This is a genomic window from Tomitella cavernea (genome assembly GCF_016599145.1).
Classification (GTDB): Bacteria; Actinomycetota; Actinomycetes; order Mycobacteriales; family Mycobacteriaceae; genus Tomitella; species Tomitella cavernae.
This window is the reverse complement of the sequence record NZ_JAENKO010000068.1, coordinates 1-15,882: the sequence shown is the minus strand read 5'-3', so window position 1 is coordinate 15,882 and position 15,882 is coordinate 1. Positions and strand designations below refer to the sequence as shown.

Genomic DNA, 15,882 nt, shown 5'->3' with positions numbered 1-15,882 from the left:
CGACATCGCGCAGCCCGGGGCGCCGGATCGCAGCTCCCCGGCGGCGGAGGCCGCCGACACCGCACGAAGGCCGGACGCACCGTCGTCGCAGGCGCAGTCCCCGCAGACGCCGGCCGCCCAGGAACAGCCGCACCGCACCGCCGCCGCGGCGCTCGACACAGGCAAGCGGCTCGGCGTCACGGCGCTAGGGGCGGGCTGGAAGGCCGGCACCGCCGCCGTGGGAGTCGGCCGCAAGGCGGGGTCCGCGGCGCTCGGCGCGGGCAAGAAGGCCGGGCTGGCAGGCGTCGACGCCTACGAGAAGTCCGTCGAGACCGCGATGGAGACGCAGAAGAAGATGTTCGGCTCCACCGGCATCTCCGCCGTCGACGACGCCGTCGCATCGCACACCACGCGTATCGGCGAGACAACGGCGGGCGCGGCGAAGGCCGCCCGCGGGGTGCTGGGCGGCGACGCGGCCAGCGCCCAGGAGGACCGGGGCGCCGCCGATGAGGACACCCCGGGCGACGAGGACGGCCCCGGTACACGAGACGGCACCCGAGGGGCGGTCACGCCGGATCGGCGGTGACAGCGCGGCGCGGTCGCCCGGCAGTCACCGCTGCACGATGGCGATCGCGTTTCCGTCGGGATCGGTGACCATGAACAGCACCGGCGCGCCGGGGGCGGTCATCGGCTCCTAGACTGTCGACGGTGGTGGGGGTCTTCAGTTCGGACATGACGGGTCGCGTTCCTTCGATGGCTGCAATTCCTTACCCCAATGCAGACCGCGCCCGCCCGGGGAATCATCGCCGGGCCGTCACCCCGCAGGCGCGCCCAGCCTGCCGGGCAACCCGAACCGTTCGAACAGCCCCGGCGTGAAGAACGCGACCACCTTCGCCACCCTGTCACCGTCCAGCCGCAGCACCTGCAGCTGGAACGGGGTGTACGTGCCGTCGGGCTGGGCCATGTACAGACCGAACGCGGGCTGACCGTTGGCGCTCGTGGCGAGCATCGGCATGTCGCGCGGCCCTCCGGGGCACCGCGTGTCGATGAGCTCGCCGATCTGCTGCGGGCCCGCATACCAGCCCGTGAACGGCGGCATCTCCCACACGGCATCGTCGGTGAGCATGCCGACGATCGCGTCGATGTCCTTGCGCCAGAAGGCGTCCACGTAGGCGTCGAGCATCCGTCGCTGCGCGTCGTCGAGCTCCCCGACGACGGAATCCTCGCTGAGCCCGGCCTCCTTCATCTCGCGGTGGGCGCGCTGCAGCGCCGAGTTGACCGCGGTGGCGGTGGTACCGAGTGCCGCCGCCGTCTCTTTGGCCGTCCAACGCAGGACGTCGCGCAGTATCAGCACCGCGCGCTGGCGGGCCGGCAGATGCTGCAGGGCCGCCACGAAGGCCAGGCGGATGGACTCGCGCTCCGTCACGGCGACCGCGGCGTCGGGGATCGGCTCGAGCCAGGGGGTCTCGTGGTCTTCCACCAACTCGTCCGCCGCCCGCGAATCGGCGGTCCCCAGTCCCGTGGGAAGCGGGCGACGTGTGCGGCCGTCGAGGTTGGTCAGGCACACGTTGGTGGCGATCTTGTACAGCCAGGTGCGCACGGACGAGCGACCCTCGAACGCGTCGTAGGCGCGCCACGCCCGCAAGTAGGTCTCCTGCACCAGGTCCTCGGCCTCGCCGACGGAACCCGTCATCCGGTAGCAGTGCGCGAGCAACTCGCGCCGGTATCCGGCTGCGACGGCGGTGAAGTCCGGCGGCGCGGTGTCCGCAGTCACAGGATCCACCGTTCCGGTCGCGGTCTCTGCGGCCTCCATCCTCCCAGTCTGCCGTGTCCGCGGCCTCCGGTAAAGACCTGTGCACAGCGGATTCGCAGCACTGAGCACCGATGATTCCGCGCCGCGCGAACGGTCCATCCGTGCATGACCACTACGAGGAAGGCACTGCCATGAGCACACCTGCAAGCGCCGCCGCGGTCCGGCCCTGCCTCTGGTTCGACGACCGGGCCCGCGAGGCGATGGAGTACTACGTGTCCGTGTTCCCGGATTCCCGGATCAACGAGATCATCGAATACCCGGACGAATCACTCGACGAACACTTCCGGGGCATGTCCGGCAAGGTGCTCAACGGGCGGTTCACACTCAACGGGGTGGACTTCGTCTGCCTCGACGGCGGGCCGATCTTCACGTTCAACGAGGCGGTGTCCTTCGTCGTCACGTGTGAGGACCAGGCCGAGATCGACCACTATTGGTCGGCGCTCTCCCACACGCCGGAATCCGAGCAATGCGGCTGGTGCAAGGACCGCTTCGGCGTCAGCTGGCAGATCATCCCCGCGAACATGGGCGAACTGCTCGTGCGGCCCGCCCAGATCCAGGCCATGATGGCGATGAAGAAGATCGTCATCGCCGCGCTGGAGACGGCCTGATCCGGACGAACCTGCTACCGGACGCTGCGCGCCCGGCGCACCAGCCCGCGCCCGATTATCAGCCGCTGGATCTCGCTTGTGCCTTCGTACAGGCGTAGCAGCCGGACGTCGCGGTAGATCCGCTCGACGGGGACGTCGCGCATGTAGCCGGTCCCGCCGTGCACCTGCACGGCGAGGTCCGCCACCTTCCCGACCATCTCGGTGCAGAACAGCTTGGCCGACGACGGGGCGATCCGCCGGTCCTCGCCGGAGACCCACTTGGCGGCGGCATCGCGCACCAGAGCGCGTCCGGCCATCACCCCGGTCTGCTGGTCCGCCAGCATCGCCTGGACCAGCTGGAAGTCCCCCACCGGCGTGCCACCTTGCGTCGCTGTGGCCGCGTACTCGACGGATTCGTCGAGCGCCCGCTGCGCCTGGCCCACCGCCATGGCGGCGATGTGCACCCGCCCCCGCGCCAGCGACGTCATCGCCGCGCGGAACCCCACGTCCTCGCTGCCGCCCACCAGGGCGTCGCCGGGCACGCGCACGCCGTCGAAGTGCACGTCCGCCGTCCACGAGCCCTCCTGGCCCATCTTCCGGTCCTTCACCCCCACGCTGAGCCCGGGGCGGCCGGCGGGCACAAGGAACACGGCGATGCCCGGCCCGGAGTCGTCGGCCGGCCGGGTGCGAGCGAACACGACGAACAGGTCCGCGACGGGCGCGTTGGTGATGAAACGCTTGTCGCCGGTGATCACCCAGTCCTCGCCGTCGCGCACCGCGGCGGTGCGCAGCCCGGCCGGATCGGAGCCCGCTCCCGATTCGGTGAGCGCGAACGAGGCGACCACCTCCCCGGATGCGATGCGTTCGAGCCACCGGACCTTCTGCGCCTCGGTGCCGAACCCCACGAGGACCTGACCGGCGATGCCGTTGTTCGTGCCGAACATCGAGCGGAGTGCGAGGGTGGTGTAACCGAGTTCCATCGCCAACTCCACGTCCTGCGCCAGGTCGAGCCCCAGGCCGCCCCAGCGCTGCGGGATCGCGAAACCGAACAGGCCCATGGCCTTCGCCTGCGCGCGCAGGTCCGCGGGGATCTCGTCGGCGTCGGCGATCTCCTGCTCGCGCGGGACCACCGCGGTGCGGATGAACTCGCGGGTCTGCGCGAGGATCGCCCGCAGGTCCTCGTCGTCCACCTCGGGGGGGTCCCCCGCGGACACGGTGTTCGGGGTTCCGGACTGCGGTGCGGACGCGACAGTGGTCATGGCTTCAGCCTGCCGTGCGCCGCGTGGACCGTCCAATACGTTTCACGCGCTCGGGCGCATAGCCAGAACCGATGCCACGGCGGGTGGGGTCGCCGGGGCTCTGCGCAGGCCGCCGATCGTGGTCTGCGCCGAAAGTGCCGGGCGTGGACTTAGCATGAAGCCGTGGACCTGCAGTCGCTCACCTACTTCGTCGCGGTCGTCGACCGCGGGGGTGTGACGCGGGCGGCCGAGTCCCTGTACATCTCCCAGCCGTCGCTGTCCCAATCGATCCGCACCCTGGAACGCAGGCTCGGGGTGACGCTGTTCGACCGGGGCGGAGGACGCCTGGAGCTCACCACGGACGGCCGCGCCTTCGATACCGCGGCGCGGCGCATCCTGGCCGACGTCGAACACGCGAAGGAGCAGGTCGGGGCGGTGCGCGCACTGCGGGCGGGGCGGGTGGATCTGGTCACCTATCCGGCATTCTCCGTCGACCCGCTCGTCGATCTGCTGCGTCGCTTCCGGCAGCGGTATCCGGAGGTCGTCGTACGGGTCCTCGACGCCGCCGGTCCCGACGAGGCGGACGCGACCATGCGACGCGGCGCCGCCGAGGTGGCGTTGCAGGACGTCCCGCGCGGCGGAGCGCAGCGGACCCTGCACCTGTGCGAGCAAGAACTCGTCCTCGCACTCCCCGCGGTTCTCGCCGCCACGCTCCCCGACCCCGTCCCGCGCCCGCTCCTCGCCGAGATACCCCTGGTCATCGACCTCACCGACACCGTCCTGGCGGAACTGGTCACCGCGGGCGGAGGGCGCGACGGCGGCCCCGTCCTCGACTGCACGCACGCCAATGCGACGCGCGAGCTCGTCCTGGCGGGGGCGGGCGCGACGATCGTGCCGCGCCCGGTGGCCCGGGCCGTGTTTCCACAACTCGATCACCGCCCGCTGTCACCCCCCTCGATGCGCGCGGTGGGCCTCACGCTGCGCGCGGGAAAACCGTCGCCGGCGGCCGCAGCGTTCGCCGCCGTGGCGCGCGAATGGTCCGGGCGGCAGCCGACGGGACCGGGGAGGCAGCCGACGGATCCGGGAGGCAGATGATGGAACTGCGTCAGGTGGAGTACTTCCTGGCCGTCGTCGAGCACGAGAGCGTCGGGGCTGCGGCCGCGGCCCTCGGCGTCTCCCAGCCGACGGTCTCCCAGTCGCTGCGCCGCCTGGAACGGGAGCTGGGCGTGCAACTGTTCCAGCGCCTCGGGCGCGGCATGATGCTCAGCGCCGCGGGCCGCGCCATGGTCGGCCCGGCCCGGCGCATCCTCCGCGACACCGCCGCCGCCGAGGACCTGCTGGCGCCCCGCTCCGGTCCGCTCACCGGCAGGCTGGACATCCTCGCGTTCCCCGCCATCGCGTCCGGACCCATCGTCGAGGTCATCGGAGGGTTCCGGCGCGAGCATCCCCGGGTGGCGATCGGCTTCGGCGCTCTGCGGGACGAGGATGACGCCGCGGGGATGCTGCGCGAGGGGCACTGCGAGTTCATCGCCGCGCACCTGCCGCCCGGCTCCTGCAATGCCGGCGGCGTGGGGCCCGTCGACGGCGGGGCACAAACCGCCGACGGCGAGGATGGCCCCATCGAGGTCCTGCCGCTGGGGTTGCAGGAGTACTGGCTGGCCTACCCGCCGGGGACGGTGCTGCCGGAGGGCCCCGTACCGCTGACGGACCTGCCGGAGATCCCGATGATCTTCGCCCCGCGCGGCTCCTCCGTCGCCGACGAGTTCGCGGCGACGATCCGCCGGGGCGGGCGGCGTCCCCCGGTCGCGGTCCTCGCCGCGCACCGCGAGGCGTGGGCGGCCCTGGTGCTCGCCGGAGTCGGTGGAACGCTGCTGGAGAGGTCCCTCGTCGAGTACGCCGCCGATCGCGCCGTGGTGCGTCCCACCGACCCGCCGCTGGCGCGCAGCTTCGGACTGGCGTTCCGGCCGCAGAGCCTGTCCCCTGTCGGCGAGGAGTTCCTCGAATTCACCCGGAATCACCTACGGCGCCAGCAGGAGTCCGACCTCGAATGACGGTCCGGGCGTGCCGGATCCTGCACCGGCACGCCCGGACTCCGCCCGAGGCGGCCCGACGCAGGCGTTCAGTCGTCCTCGGAACCGCCCAGACCCAGCACATTCGACTCCGCGTACAGGGTCTTCGCCAGAATCCACAGCAAGCTCGCCGCGCCGATGAACGCGAACCACGCCGACGCGTTCAACAGCCCGGCCGCCGTCGACAGATCCGCGGCGCCTCCGGCGTCTTCGGCCGCCTGCAGGCTGAGGAAACCCAGGCCGGACAACACCAGCACCGCGCTGATCGAGCTGAATGCGCAGATGAACGCATACATGCGCTTGACGACCGCGGGGACCATGATGATCGCCAGCAGCACGGCCAGGAAGATGTTGTACCAGCCGACCGACGCGGGCTCCATCGCGTCGTTGCTGGTCAGGAAGTACAGCCCGAACAGCCACAGCCCCACGACGGCGGCGACGTGCGAGACGTATTTGTCGCCGCGGAGGTAGCCGAAGACGCCGGCGAGCAGCTGTCCGCCGCCGGCTGCGAGCGTGGCGACGATGAGCGCGGTCTCCAGCGCCGCGTCACCCAGGTGTGCCGGGGTGGCGCCCAGCCAGCGCACCGCGAACACCGCGAGCTGCACGGCCAGAAGTGCCACCGCCACGGGTGTCGGGTCGATCAGGCCGCTCAGCCGCCCGCCTGCCGCTCCCCCCGCGCCGGGGGCGGCCGGTTCGGCGCTCGGCGACCGGCCGGCTCCCCCCGCCGTCACCGGCAGCGTGCCGTGGCGCGTCGTCTCCTCGAGAATGGTCATGATCGTGCACCTCGCTGTGGTCGAAATGATGGGGCGGCGGTTGTTCCGGCGGATGCGCCGCTGAAGCCGGGATCCGCGTGCCGCGGCGCGGCGGGCCCTCCGACTGTGTCCACCATCACTCGTGATGCGCCTCACCGGCAAAGTCCTGCAGGCTCATGCACCGATAGCCGCTGACTATGCGTCGGGGAGCTGTGCGTGCGGCCATGTCGCCCCATCGCCGCGACGCTAAGGCAGCCATAGGCCGACGGTCTTGGCGCCGCGGCGCGCGGGCGGCCCATGCTGGGGTGGTCCCGATCACCGCAGCATCAGGAAGGGCACCGCGCCTATGTCCACGTTGTCGCTCGCCGCAATACTCGCCGAGCCCGCCCGCCGCGTCCCCGGCAAGACCGCCGTGATCGAGGGGGAGCGCCGCGTGTCCTACGGGGACCTGTGGCATCAGGCACGGCAGTACGCGCAGTACCTGGCGGACGAGGGCGTGGCCCCCGGTGATCACGTGGCGATCATGTGCCCCAACACGGTCGAATTCGTCCGCGCCTACTACGGGGCGCTCGCGGCCGGGGCCGTGGTGGTCCCGGTGCCGACGATGCTGCGGGCCGACGAAGTCGAATACATGCTCGCAGACTCCGGCGCGGGGCATCTGATCGTGCCCGATGCGCCGGACGAGACCGCCCGCGCGGCCGCCGCGCGCACGGGGGCAGCTGTGCTCGCGGCCCACTGCCCGCCGGGCACTCCGGCCGTCGGCACGTACGCCACACGCGGACCGGAGGACGTCGCCGTCCTCTTCTACACCTCGGGAACCACAGGAAGACCGAAGGGGGCGTTGCTGACGCACCTGAACCTCGTCATGTGCGCCACCGCCAATGCGATCGACGCCAACCCGTTCGAGCGCGACGACATCGTGCTCGGCTGCCTCCCCCTGTTCCACACCTTCGGCCAGACGGTGTCGATGAACTCGACCTTCCGCATCGGCGCCACCCTGGTGCTGCAGCCGCGTTTCGACGCCGCGGACGCCGTCGAGCTGATGTGCCGCGAGCAGGTGACCGCGTTCTTCGGCGTGCCCACCATGTTCATCCGCCTCACCGAGGCGGCGGGGCACGCGAAGGCCGTCACGTCGCTGCGCATGTGCATCTCGGGCGGCGCGTCGCTACCCGTCGCCGCACTGTCCGCCTTCGAAGAGGCGTTCCACACCACGATTTACGAGGGATACGGCCTGTCGGAGACCTCGCCCACGGCCTCGGTGAACCAGCCCGATTTCGGCGTGCGGCCCGGGTCCATCGGGCACGCCATCTGGGGCGTCGACGTCGAGATCGCGGATCCGGACGTCGAGGGCCGCATCGCGCTGCTCGACACCGGTCGCCGCGGCGAGATCGTGGTGCGCGGGCACAACGTGTTCTCCGGGTATCACGGCAGGCCGGAGGCCACCGCGGAGGTGCTCGTCGACGGCTGGTTCCGCACCGGCGACATCGGGGTCAAGGACTCCGACGGGTTCCTGTTCGTCGTCGACCGCAAGAAGGATCTGATCATCCGCGGCGGATACAACGTCTACCCGCGCGAACTCGAGGAGGTGCTCATGCGGCACCCCGCGGTCTCCCAGGCCGCCGTGATCGGCGTTCCGGACGCGGACGTCGGCGAGGAAGTGTGCGCGATCGTCGTCCCCCGCGCCGGGGAGGCCGTCGACGCCGACGAGCTCTACGCGTGGGCCCGTGAGCACCTGGGCAAGCAGAAGTATCCGCGCCGGATCGAGGTGGTCGACGCGCTGCCCCTGGGGCCCAGCCACAAGGTGCTCAAGCGGGAGCTGCGCAAGCAGTTCGATCGATCGGGCCCGGCGACCTACGGCACCGCCCCCGCCCCGGCCGGCGCCCCCGCCTGACGCCGCCGGCCCGCGCGGCCGCTATCCGCAGGAATCCGGCGTCACCTCCCCCGCCATCGCCGCGGCGACGAATCCGCGCACATCGGCGTCGGAGGCCGGCACCGCACCGCGGTGGTCTTCGCCCGCATACAGGCGATAGGTCACGGGCGCGACGTTGCACAGCTGGTCCACGAGTTCACCGGTGCGCTCCGGCAGCACGATCGCGTCGGCGCCGCCCTGAGCGATCATCGTCGGCACCGCCGGCACCACCGCGCCGGGTTCCTGGCGCGCCAGGTAGTCGGTGAGCGGCGCCAGGTCGGCGTCGGGGCGGAAGAACTGCTCCGGGGGGACCGTCTCCGCCTGGCGGATCTGGGCGAGGCACCCCGTGCGGGTCGCGGTGAGCATGGGGTGCGCGGTGTCGGTGAGCAGCGCCTCTGCGTCGATCTCCGGGTCGGCGGCCTCCGCGCCCAGCAGGATGATCGGCACGAACGCTTCGGCGGCCTCCGCCCCCGGGCCGCCCGCACGGATGTAGTCGACGGTGTCGCGCAGCGTCGTACCGCCGGGCGCGATCGACACGGCGGCCTGCAGGTCCAGCTCGGGCGCGCGTTCCGGGGCGTTCTGCGCGGTGAACAGCGCGGCCTGGCCGCCCTGGCTGTGGCCGGCGACGACCCATTCGTCGCCGATGCGCCCGTCGAGCTGCCGCGCGGCACGCACGATGTCGGTCACCGTGTGGGCGGCGCTGTCACCGTTCATGTAGGTGTGGCCGCCCGGCGTGCCGAGCCCCTCGTAATCGGTCTGCACCACCGCGAACCCGCGCTGCACCCACTTGTCCAGCTCCGCGGTGACGCCCGCGAAGTAGTCGTGGTCCGGCCCGTCGGCGGTGTCCTGCGACGGCGCGCAGACGTCGGCGTAACCGCTGGTGCCGTGCGCCCAGCTCAGCACTGGGAAGCCGCCTTCCGGCGCGGGCCCGCGGGGCACGGACACCGTGCCGGACACGACGATCGGCTTCCCCGCGGCGTCCTCCGACATGTATGTGACCAGCCGGGTGCTCTCGGCGCTGGGCAGCGCGGCCGCCGTCTCGATCGGGTCCGCAGTGAGGAGCGTGCCGGCCTCGCCCTGCGCCGAGGGGACATCGCCGCCGCGGGGCGCGCCGCCCGACGAACACGCCGACGCCACGCCGGCGGTCACGGCCAGCGCCGCCGCGCAGCACATGAACCTTCTGCCCCGCAGCCGCTTCCGGTGGGCGATGGCGGATTTGTCGATGCGATGCGGCATGGCTACCTCACTGTGCTGGCGGCGGGGACCCGCGCAGTGTGCAACCGCGGCGCGGGCATCCGCCGGCCCCTTCCGGTAATCGGGACGCGGCCGGACAGGGTCAACGCAGCGCGACCGCGCATCCAGGCGCCGGGAGTGGTGAACATCTCACAGCGCTTGATCTACGCGTGTATTTCGCACGTCATGTGTTCGTAGCGCGATTTGCGCGCGGTGGACACCCCGCCGGAGCACCGCGGAACCCGACACGCGAAAGCGCCGTGACGTCCCCTCGACCACGCCGCGCCCGCAGCCGGCGCGCACACAGGAGGCTCAACCCATGACCACCCCCACCATCACCCGAGAGCAGGCCTCCGCGCGCAGGCCTGACGGGATCGACCAGACCCTCGGCGTCGTCATCGCGATCATCCTCGCGTTCATCTTCCTCATCGGCCTCGAAGTGTTCCTGGGCCTGGCCCTGCTCAACAATGACGTGTCGTGGCTCGGGAAGGCCGTCGGCCGGCTCGCCCTCGCGTCCGCACTTCCCATCTACTATCTCGCCTACGAACGGCTGATGCGGACCGTCGAGGAGCGCGGGCACGCCGACTGACGTTGAACACCGCGCGGCCGCACACCGAAGAGAAGGCGGAGCAGATGATCGACGGCCGAGTGGTCGTGGACGCGCAGAGCAAGCCCGACGTGTGGCTCGAACTTGCGGGCCTGGCACCGAAAAACCACCGACACGGCGCGAGCAGGTTCCGTCCTCTACCCCGCGTCGGCCTCCCATGCCTTCCACGCCGACTGGGCCGATTCGTACCAGCGCGCGTGGCACTCACGGAACGCGTGCACGGCGTCGGGGCCCGGCCAGTCGTCCGGGAGCAGCCGTGCCGGCAGGTCGGGGTCGAGAAACGGGAACCGCCGCCACGCCTGCACCAGCCGCACCTGCGCGGCGAACGCATCCGCCGGCGCCAGCCCGTCCTCCGGTACGAAGACGTCGACGAACTCGCGGTACTTCCCACCGACCTCGTCGAGCTTCCAGGCGGCCTCGATGAGCGCCTGGCGCTCGCCGACCTCCGCCCACTGCCCGGTCCACACGAAGGCGGCCCGGCGCAATCCCAGGCCGTCCAGCACGCCCTCGAGCTCGTCGAGCTTGGCGGCGTCCGGCACCACCCACAGCCCGGGCGCCGGCGAGCCCATGCCCAGCCAGGTCAGCTGCGTGCGCAGCCGGTGCCGCAGCTTGCGCTGCGCCTCGGGCACCGCCACCGACAGCAGCAGCCAGCGCCCGTCCCAATCGTGCTCGTCGGCGAGGAAGGTGTGGATGCGGGCCGCGCCCTCACCCAGCAGCTCGGCGCCCGCCGCGGTGAGGCTCCAGCGGGTGCGCCGGCCGTCGCGAGTCGATTCCAGCAGCCCCTCCGCCGCGGCGCGCGCGATGGCCTGGCGCGCGGACTTCTCCTCCACCCCCAGGGCACCGAGGGATTCCAGCAGCGTGGACGTCCACACGTCGGTGCCGCGTGGGTAGACGAACTCGCCCAGCACGGTGAGCAGCAGCGAGCGCGCGCTGGCCCCGCCGAGTTCGTCGCGGCCCGCGGCGAGGGACGCACCCGCGGTATCGGTGACGGACACCTCGGCTCCTTTCGCCGGACTTCGGTGGCCGGAACCGCGGCGGTCCAGGCACTTCCGGGCACCCCGACTGCACCGTCACCCGGCAAAGCAGGACGCGTGTCCTACGATAACGCACCACCACTTATTCTACATTTTCTTAACGTTCTTAATCGTACGCGTAGCGTTTTGTGCATCGCATCCGCGCTCCCGCCACGCCGCCGACGAGAGGCTCCTCGATGACCGTCATCGACAACGACGCCACCGACAGCGCCGGCGGCCACGCCCCCGAGGTCGACTTCGATACAGAACCGGCCGCGTACCGCCACTGGAAACTCGAGTTCGACGGCCCCGTCGCCACTCTCACCCTCGCGGTGGACCCCGACGGCGGCACGTCCGCCGTCTCGCTGCCGGAGGTGCCGCTGCTCGGCGTTCTCCCCGGCACCGGCGGCCTGACCGTGTGGTCGACGAGCGCAAGGCACGCAAGGACCGGGCCGACATCTTCGCCACCCGGCAGGAAGGCGTACGCGGGCAGACCGCGGTGGGCTGGGGCTCGTCGACGGGCTCGCGCCGCCCATGAGCGCCATCGTGACGATGAGGATGTGCTTGCGCGGCCGAACCGGTCGCCGAAGTGGCCGCAGATGATCCCGCCGAGCGGCCGGGCGACGTACCCGACGGCGAGCGTGCCGGCGGCACCGGTGTGCGCGTGCCTACGCCAGACCGTTGTAGCGCGTGGGAATGCGCTCACCGGTCACGCGGATCGCCCCGCCGCTCACCCCCGCCGCAGCGTCTCGAGTGTTGCGGCGAGCAGATCCCGTTCCCCGTCGCCCAGGCGCAGCCCCAGTTCGCGCACTCCGTCCACCGCCTCGGCGGCGGAGATCTCCGAGTGCTCGGTGGGCCGGCCCGCAGAGCGCACGGTGCGTGCACCCTCGGTGATCGTCACGTGCCCGTACGGCATGTGCCGCATGACCGTCAGGTGGTTGACGAACGGAGAGTCCGGCTCCCGTGAGGTGATGAAGTGCCCGGTGCGCACATCCGCCGGCTTCACCGGCAGCCCGTCGGTGCAGTGCTCCACGGCGCCGTCACGGCTCAGCACCCACACGACGGCGCCGTCGTCGTCGGCGCGGGCGAGCCGCGCGGTCCGCCCGCCCAGATCCTGCGTCGCGCCGTCCTCCAGCGGCAGCGGGCGGATGAGGCTGTACCCGAACCCCGGGTCGCAGAGCCACCACCGGCCATCGGCCTGCACCTGCACGCTCATGTGCGTGCGCGTGTTCGTGAGGGAATGCACGCGACCGAGCGCCCTTCGCACGGTGAAGCCCAGGTGCTCGGCGGCGGCCGCGAAGATCTGCGCGTGCTCGAAGCAGTAGCCCCCACGCCCGCGCCGCACCAGCTGGTCCTGCACTGCGTCCGGCGCCACCCCCGGGTGAGTGCCCAGCAGGATTTCGGTGTTCGCGAACGGCAATGTGCGCACGTGCGACTCATGCAACGCGGCGAGCAGGTCGACGGACGGCTCCGCGGCGGCCGGGGCGTCCAGCCCGATCGTTCGCAGGTATCCGGGGATGTCGAACAGGTCGGTGCGCCAAGACATCCCGGACAGCGGCGACTTCTCCGAGCCCCTCGACCGGGGACGCCCTGCGGTTTTCTGTTCTCCGAACATCGGCCGCACTCCCCCACATCGAAATTCCTGTGATCTATTGCACTTTTCCGGCTCCGCCGTTACATTTTGTCACGAACATTGCCGTTACGAGTTGCATCGACAACCGCTGGGTACGCCGTTCCCGCCGCAGCCGGGCACACCGCCGTCTACCAGCGGCAGGAGCCACGCATGGGACGACGCATCAGTTCCGCCGGTCGCGGAGCCGCTGCCGTCACCGCCGCGCTCGCGGCGGCAACCGCCCTCGCCACGCCAGCGGGCGCCGTGCCGGATACGCCGGGCCTCGGCCCCCTCGGAACCGCCACCGTGCACGGCGACATCTACTCCACCGACACCATCCCCGGCGTCGGCCCCGGCACGCAGACCGGCGTGCGTGCGTCGATCCCCGGCGGCACGTGTTCGTCGGTGTTCGTCGGGAGCGACGGCATGCCCGTGGCCCTGTGCACCGCCTACGTGGGCGTCGACCCGCTGGAGACCACGCCGCCCATGGTCGTGCTGCTCGATCCCGCCACCGCCGCGCCCCTCGCCCGCATGCAGTTGACGAAGGGCGCCCTGCTCGGCGGCGTGTACGGCTACCTCGACGACCAGGACCACGTCGTCGTCGCGGACGGCGCGGGCGTCCTCCACGCCGTCGGGCACGCCCGCGACACCTCCGGCGCGTGGACCCTCACCGACGAGGTGCTCGCCGACCTGGACCCGCTCATCCGCGACGGCGACTACGTCACGGGTCTCGCCCCGGGGGTCGACGGCCGCATCTGGTTCGTCACCGTGGATGCGGTGGTCGGCACCGTGGTCCCCGGCGACACCGCGTCGGCGCGGATCCTCGACCTGCCCGCCGAGGCGGGGCAGCCCCCGGGCGAGCGCGTGTCCAACGGCATCACGGTGCGCCCCGGCGGCGCCTCGGTGATGACCACCCGCGCCCTGTATGAGGTGGACCAGGGCGAGGACGGACAGCCGCACATCCGGTGGCGCCGCGCCTACGACCCCGGCGCCGCGCGGCACCCGGGGATGCTCAGCCACGGCTCAGGCTCCACGCCGACGTACTTCGGGCCGCATCAGGACGACTACGTCGCCTACCTCGACGCCGCAGACCAGTCGACGCTGTTCGTCCTCGACCGCGCCAGCGGGGAGGTGCGCTGCGAGATGCCGGCGTTCGCGACCACCCTGCACCCGGAGACCGCCGCGCCCGACGGCAGGCTGATCGCGGGGCCGGCCCAGTCCGAGAACTCCCCCATCGCGCTCGCATCCCCGGACGGCGGCAAGTGGTCGCTCATCATCGCGAACACCTACGGCTTCCAGTACTTCCCGATGGCGGTCGACGGGCCGGCGGTGCCCGCGCAGGCACCGTACCGGGGCGGCATGACGTCGATCGTCACCGACGGCAGCGGCTGCATGCGGCAGTGGACGTCGAACACCCGCACCGCGACACTACCGAAGGCGACCACCGGCGACAGGCTCATCCACGGCCTGTCCTACGGCGACGCACAGGTTCCGGGGCTGCCCGGGGACGTACTCGCCAGCGGCATGGCCCAGAAGACGGGGCCGGTGTTCTACACCGCGATCGACGCCGACACCGGCGACGAGGCGGTGCGCTCGTTCGTCGGCACCGCGCCGGTGGACGAGCCGATGGAGCTCACCGGGACGGTCGCGCCGAACGTCGGCGACGGCGACGGGCCCGGCGTGTACTGGCAGGGAACGGTGGGGCGCATGCTCCGCATCGGCCCACCGGCGGGGTGATGCGCTGCGGGCCCGCCAGGCCGGGCCTACGGGCAGGTGAACTCGACCTCCATGCGGCCCGCTTCCTTGGTGTCGTCCTGCGTCACCGCGGAGGACACGCGGTAGTTCGCACCATCGACGGTGATTTGCGCGCCCGCCCTGTCCGCGTCGGTGGCCTGCCACTCGTCGCGCCCCTGCTCCAGCTCGAAGTCGTCGAGCTTGGGCGGATCGGACAGCACGATCTCCACCTGCAGTTCCCTGTCGGCCGCCCGGTCCTGCGCCTCGAAGTCGATCTGCGGGAAACCCTCGTCGTGCTCGTGGTCGCAGCGCACGTCGGGGAAGTCGATGGCCTGCGGGTCGCCGTTCAACACCACCGATGTCACTGTGGCGGTCGCTCCGGACCCCGGCGCCGGCTGCCCCGTGGCACCACCGGACTGTTGCGGCTCCGGCTGAGTCGTACCCGTCTGCGCGGTGCCGGTCTGCGCGGTGCCGGTCTGCGCGGTGCCGGTCTGCGTGGCGCGCGCAGCATCGCCCTGGCCGCCGTCGGACGAGGAGCACGCCGAGGCGCCCAGCGCGGCTGCGACCGCGATCACCGCGGCGGCCGCCCGGACGCCCTTCCTGTTCGCTGTCCCACTCATGGCGCCGACGCTAACAGACCCGGCGGCCGCCCGGGCGCCTCCCACAGGGCGGCCGATGGTAGACCGGATGCGTACCCTCGGCGAAACGGAACCCCGATGACCAGCCTGTCCCCCGGTGCGGAAAGCACCCTGTCCGGCATCCTCATCCTGGCCGCCTGCCTGTGGATCGGAGGCATGGTGACGGTCGTATTCGTCGCACGCGTCAGTTCCGCCACGCTCGAGCCGATGGCGCGGGTGTCGTTCTTCCGGGCGTTCGGGCGCGCATACGGTATCTTCGCGACGATCGACCTGCTGGTGGGTCTCGTGGTCGGCGCGGTGCTGCTGGGCGCGGCGCCATGGACGGGCATGAGCACCGCGCTCACCGTGCTCGCCGCGGCACTCGTCGCGGCATTGGCGTGGGGGATCGTGCAGGCACGGAACATGACCCGCCTGCGCCGCCGCGCAGAGGAGAGCGGCGGGGCGCTCGACGGCCACGTCGCCCGCGGCGGACGCGCAGCGGCGGCACTCCGCGGCACCATCGGCCTGCTCACCCTCGCGCTGTTCGCGGTGGGTCTGGCGCACTGGCTGTGAGCCGGCCACCGCCGTCCGCTCAGACGGTATGAGGTGGCCGCTCGCGTGAGCGGTTGCGGGCCGGGGCCAGCCTGACGAATCCTCGTGGGTTACCAGGCAGGAGCCGCCTGCCCGGCCTATCCACAGTCGTAGGAGGCCCCGGCGAT

Annotated in this window: 16 protein-coding genes and 1 pseudogene; 8 read left to right on the top strand and 9 right to left on the bottom strand. The window is 71.8% G+C overall.

Features of this window, described 5'->3' with window-relative positions:
- On the top strand, positions 1-565 hold a 565-nt coding region (locus JJ683_RS17260; protein WP_200175933.1), incomplete at its 5' end, for a hypothetical protein.
- Between the two features lie 228 nt (positions 566-793).
- On the opposite strand, the gene JJ683_RS17255 is transcribed toward JJ683_RS17260, so the two are convergent.
- Entirely contained in the window at positions 794-1,753 is a 960-nt protein-coding gene (locus tag JJ683_RS17255) for a sigma-70 family RNA polymerase sigma factor (RefSeq protein ID WP_372435335.1), read from the bottom strand.
- A gap of 170 nt (positions 1,754-1,923) precedes the next feature.
- On the opposite strand from JJ683_RS17255, the gene JJ683_RS17250 reads away from it, so the two are divergent.
- Entirely contained in the window at positions 1,924-2,400 is a 477-nt protein-coding gene (locus JJ683_RS17250) for a VOC family protein (RefSeq protein WP_200175928.1), read from the top strand.
- Positions 2,401-2,414: 14 nt separating this feature from the next.
- Here the strand turns inward: JJ683_RS17250 and JJ683_RS17245 are convergent, their stop codons facing one another.
- Positions 2,415-3,638, bottom strand: coding sequence for an acyl-CoA dehydrogenase family protein (locus tag JJ683_RS17245; protein WP_200175926.1), 1,224 nt, complete (start codon positions 3,636-3,638; stop codon positions 2,415-2,417).
- 162 nt (positions 3,639-3,800) lie between these two features.
- Between JJ683_RS17245 and JJ683_RS17240 the strand changes: the two genes are divergently transcribed.
- Entirely contained in the window at positions 3,801-4,712 is a 912-nt protein-coding gene (locus tag JJ683_RS17240; protein ID WP_200175925.1) for a LysR family transcriptional regulator, read from the top strand.
- Positions 4,712-5,668: a LysR family transcriptional regulator gene (locus JJ683_RS17235; RefSeq protein WP_200175937.1), complete on the top strand. Its 957-nt coding sequence runs from the start codon at positions 4,712-4,714 to the stop codon at positions 5,666-5,668. The genes JJ683_RS17240 and JJ683_RS17235 overlap by 1 nt, the downstream gene beginning before the upstream one ends.
- A 68-nt stretch (positions 5,669-5,736) precedes the next feature.
- On the opposite strand, the gene JJ683_RS17230 is transcribed toward JJ683_RS17235, so the two are convergent.
- Complete coding sequence (locus tag JJ683_RS17230) at positions 5,737-6,459, bottom strand: hypothetical protein (RefSeq protein WP_200175924.1); 723 nt, start codon at positions 6,457-6,459, stop codon at positions 5,737-5,739.
- Positions 6,460-6,784: 325 nt separating this feature from the next.
- Here JJ683_RS17230 and JJ683_RS17225 point away from each other — a divergent pair, with 325 nt between their 5' ends.
- The gene (locus JJ683_RS17225; protein WP_200175923.1) at positions 6,785-8,329 is read left to right on the top strand and encodes a long-chain-fatty-acid--CoA ligase; all 1,545 of its coding nucleotides are present in this window, start codon (positions 6,785-6,787) and stop codon (positions 8,327-8,329) included.
- A gap of 21 nt (positions 8,330-8,350) precedes the next feature.
- On the opposite strand, the gene JJ683_RS17220 is transcribed toward JJ683_RS17225, so the two are convergent.
- Positions 8,351-9,520 (bottom strand): alpha/beta hydrolase family protein, encoded by a 1,170-nt coding sequence (locus JJ683_RS17220; RefSeq protein ID WP_200175935.1) that lies wholly within the window; start codon positions 9,518-9,520, stop codon positions 8,351-8,353.
- 379 nt (positions 9,521-9,899) lie between these two features.
- On the opposite strand from JJ683_RS17220, the gene JJ683_RS17215 reads away from it, so the two are divergent.
- Positions 9,900-10,169 (top strand): hypothetical protein, encoded by a 270-nt coding sequence (locus JJ683_RS17215; protein WP_200175922.1) that lies wholly within the window; start codon positions 9,900-9,902, stop codon positions 10,167-10,169.
- A 155-nt stretch (positions 10,170-10,324) separates the two neighbouring features.
- On the opposite strand, the gene JJ683_RS17210 is transcribed toward JJ683_RS17215, so the two are convergent.
- From JJ683_RS17210 to JJ683_RS17200, 4 genes and pseudogenes are all read right to left on the bottom strand, one after another.
- Positions 10,325-11,182, bottom strand: a complete 858-nt coding sequence (locus JJ683_RS17210) for a PaaX family transcriptional regulator (protein WP_200175920.1) — start codon at positions 11,180-11,182, stop codon at positions 10,325-10,327.
- Positions 11,183-11,327: 145 nt separating this feature from the next.
- A complete protein-coding gene (locus JJ683_RS17205; RefSeq protein ID WP_200175918.1) occupies positions 11,328-11,603 on the bottom strand; it encodes a hypothetical protein in 276 nt (91 codons plus the stop codon).
- A 118-nt stretch (positions 11,604-11,721) separates the two neighbouring features.
- Positions 11,722-11,852: pseudogene (locus JJ683_RS19290) on the bottom strand (MFS transporter); the annotation flags it as partial.
- A gap of 78 nt (positions 11,853-11,930) precedes the next feature.
- Positions 11,931-12,815, bottom strand: a complete 885-nt coding sequence (locus JJ683_RS17200) for an arylamine N-acetyltransferase family protein (RefSeq protein ID WP_200175916.1) — start codon at positions 12,813-12,815, stop codon at positions 11,931-11,933.
- Positions 12,816-12,983: 168 nt separating this feature from the next.
- On the opposite strand from JJ683_RS17200, the gene JJ683_RS17195 reads away from it, so the two are divergent.
- The gene (locus tag JJ683_RS17195; RefSeq protein ID WP_200175914.1) at positions 12,984-14,549 is read left to right on the top strand and encodes a hypothetical protein; all 1,566 of its coding nucleotides are present in this window, start codon (positions 12,984-12,986) and stop codon (positions 14,547-14,549) included.
- A 26-nt stretch (positions 14,550-14,575) separates the two neighbouring features.
- Here the strand turns inward: JJ683_RS17195 and JJ683_RS17190 are convergent, their stop codons facing one another.
- Positions 14,576-15,166 (bottom strand): hypothetical protein, encoded by a 591-nt coding sequence (locus JJ683_RS17190; protein WP_200175913.1) that lies wholly within the window; start codon positions 15,164-15,166, stop codon positions 14,576-14,578.
- Positions 15,167-15,262: 96 nt separating this feature from the next.
- Here JJ683_RS17190 and JJ683_RS17185 point away from each other — a divergent pair, with 96 nt between their 5' ends.
- Positions 15,263-15,736, top strand: a complete 474-nt coding sequence (locus tag JJ683_RS17185; protein WP_200175912.1) for a hypothetical protein — start codon at positions 15,263-15,265, stop codon at positions 15,734-15,736.
- The last annotated feature ends 146 nt before the right edge of the window (positions 15,737-15,882 follow it).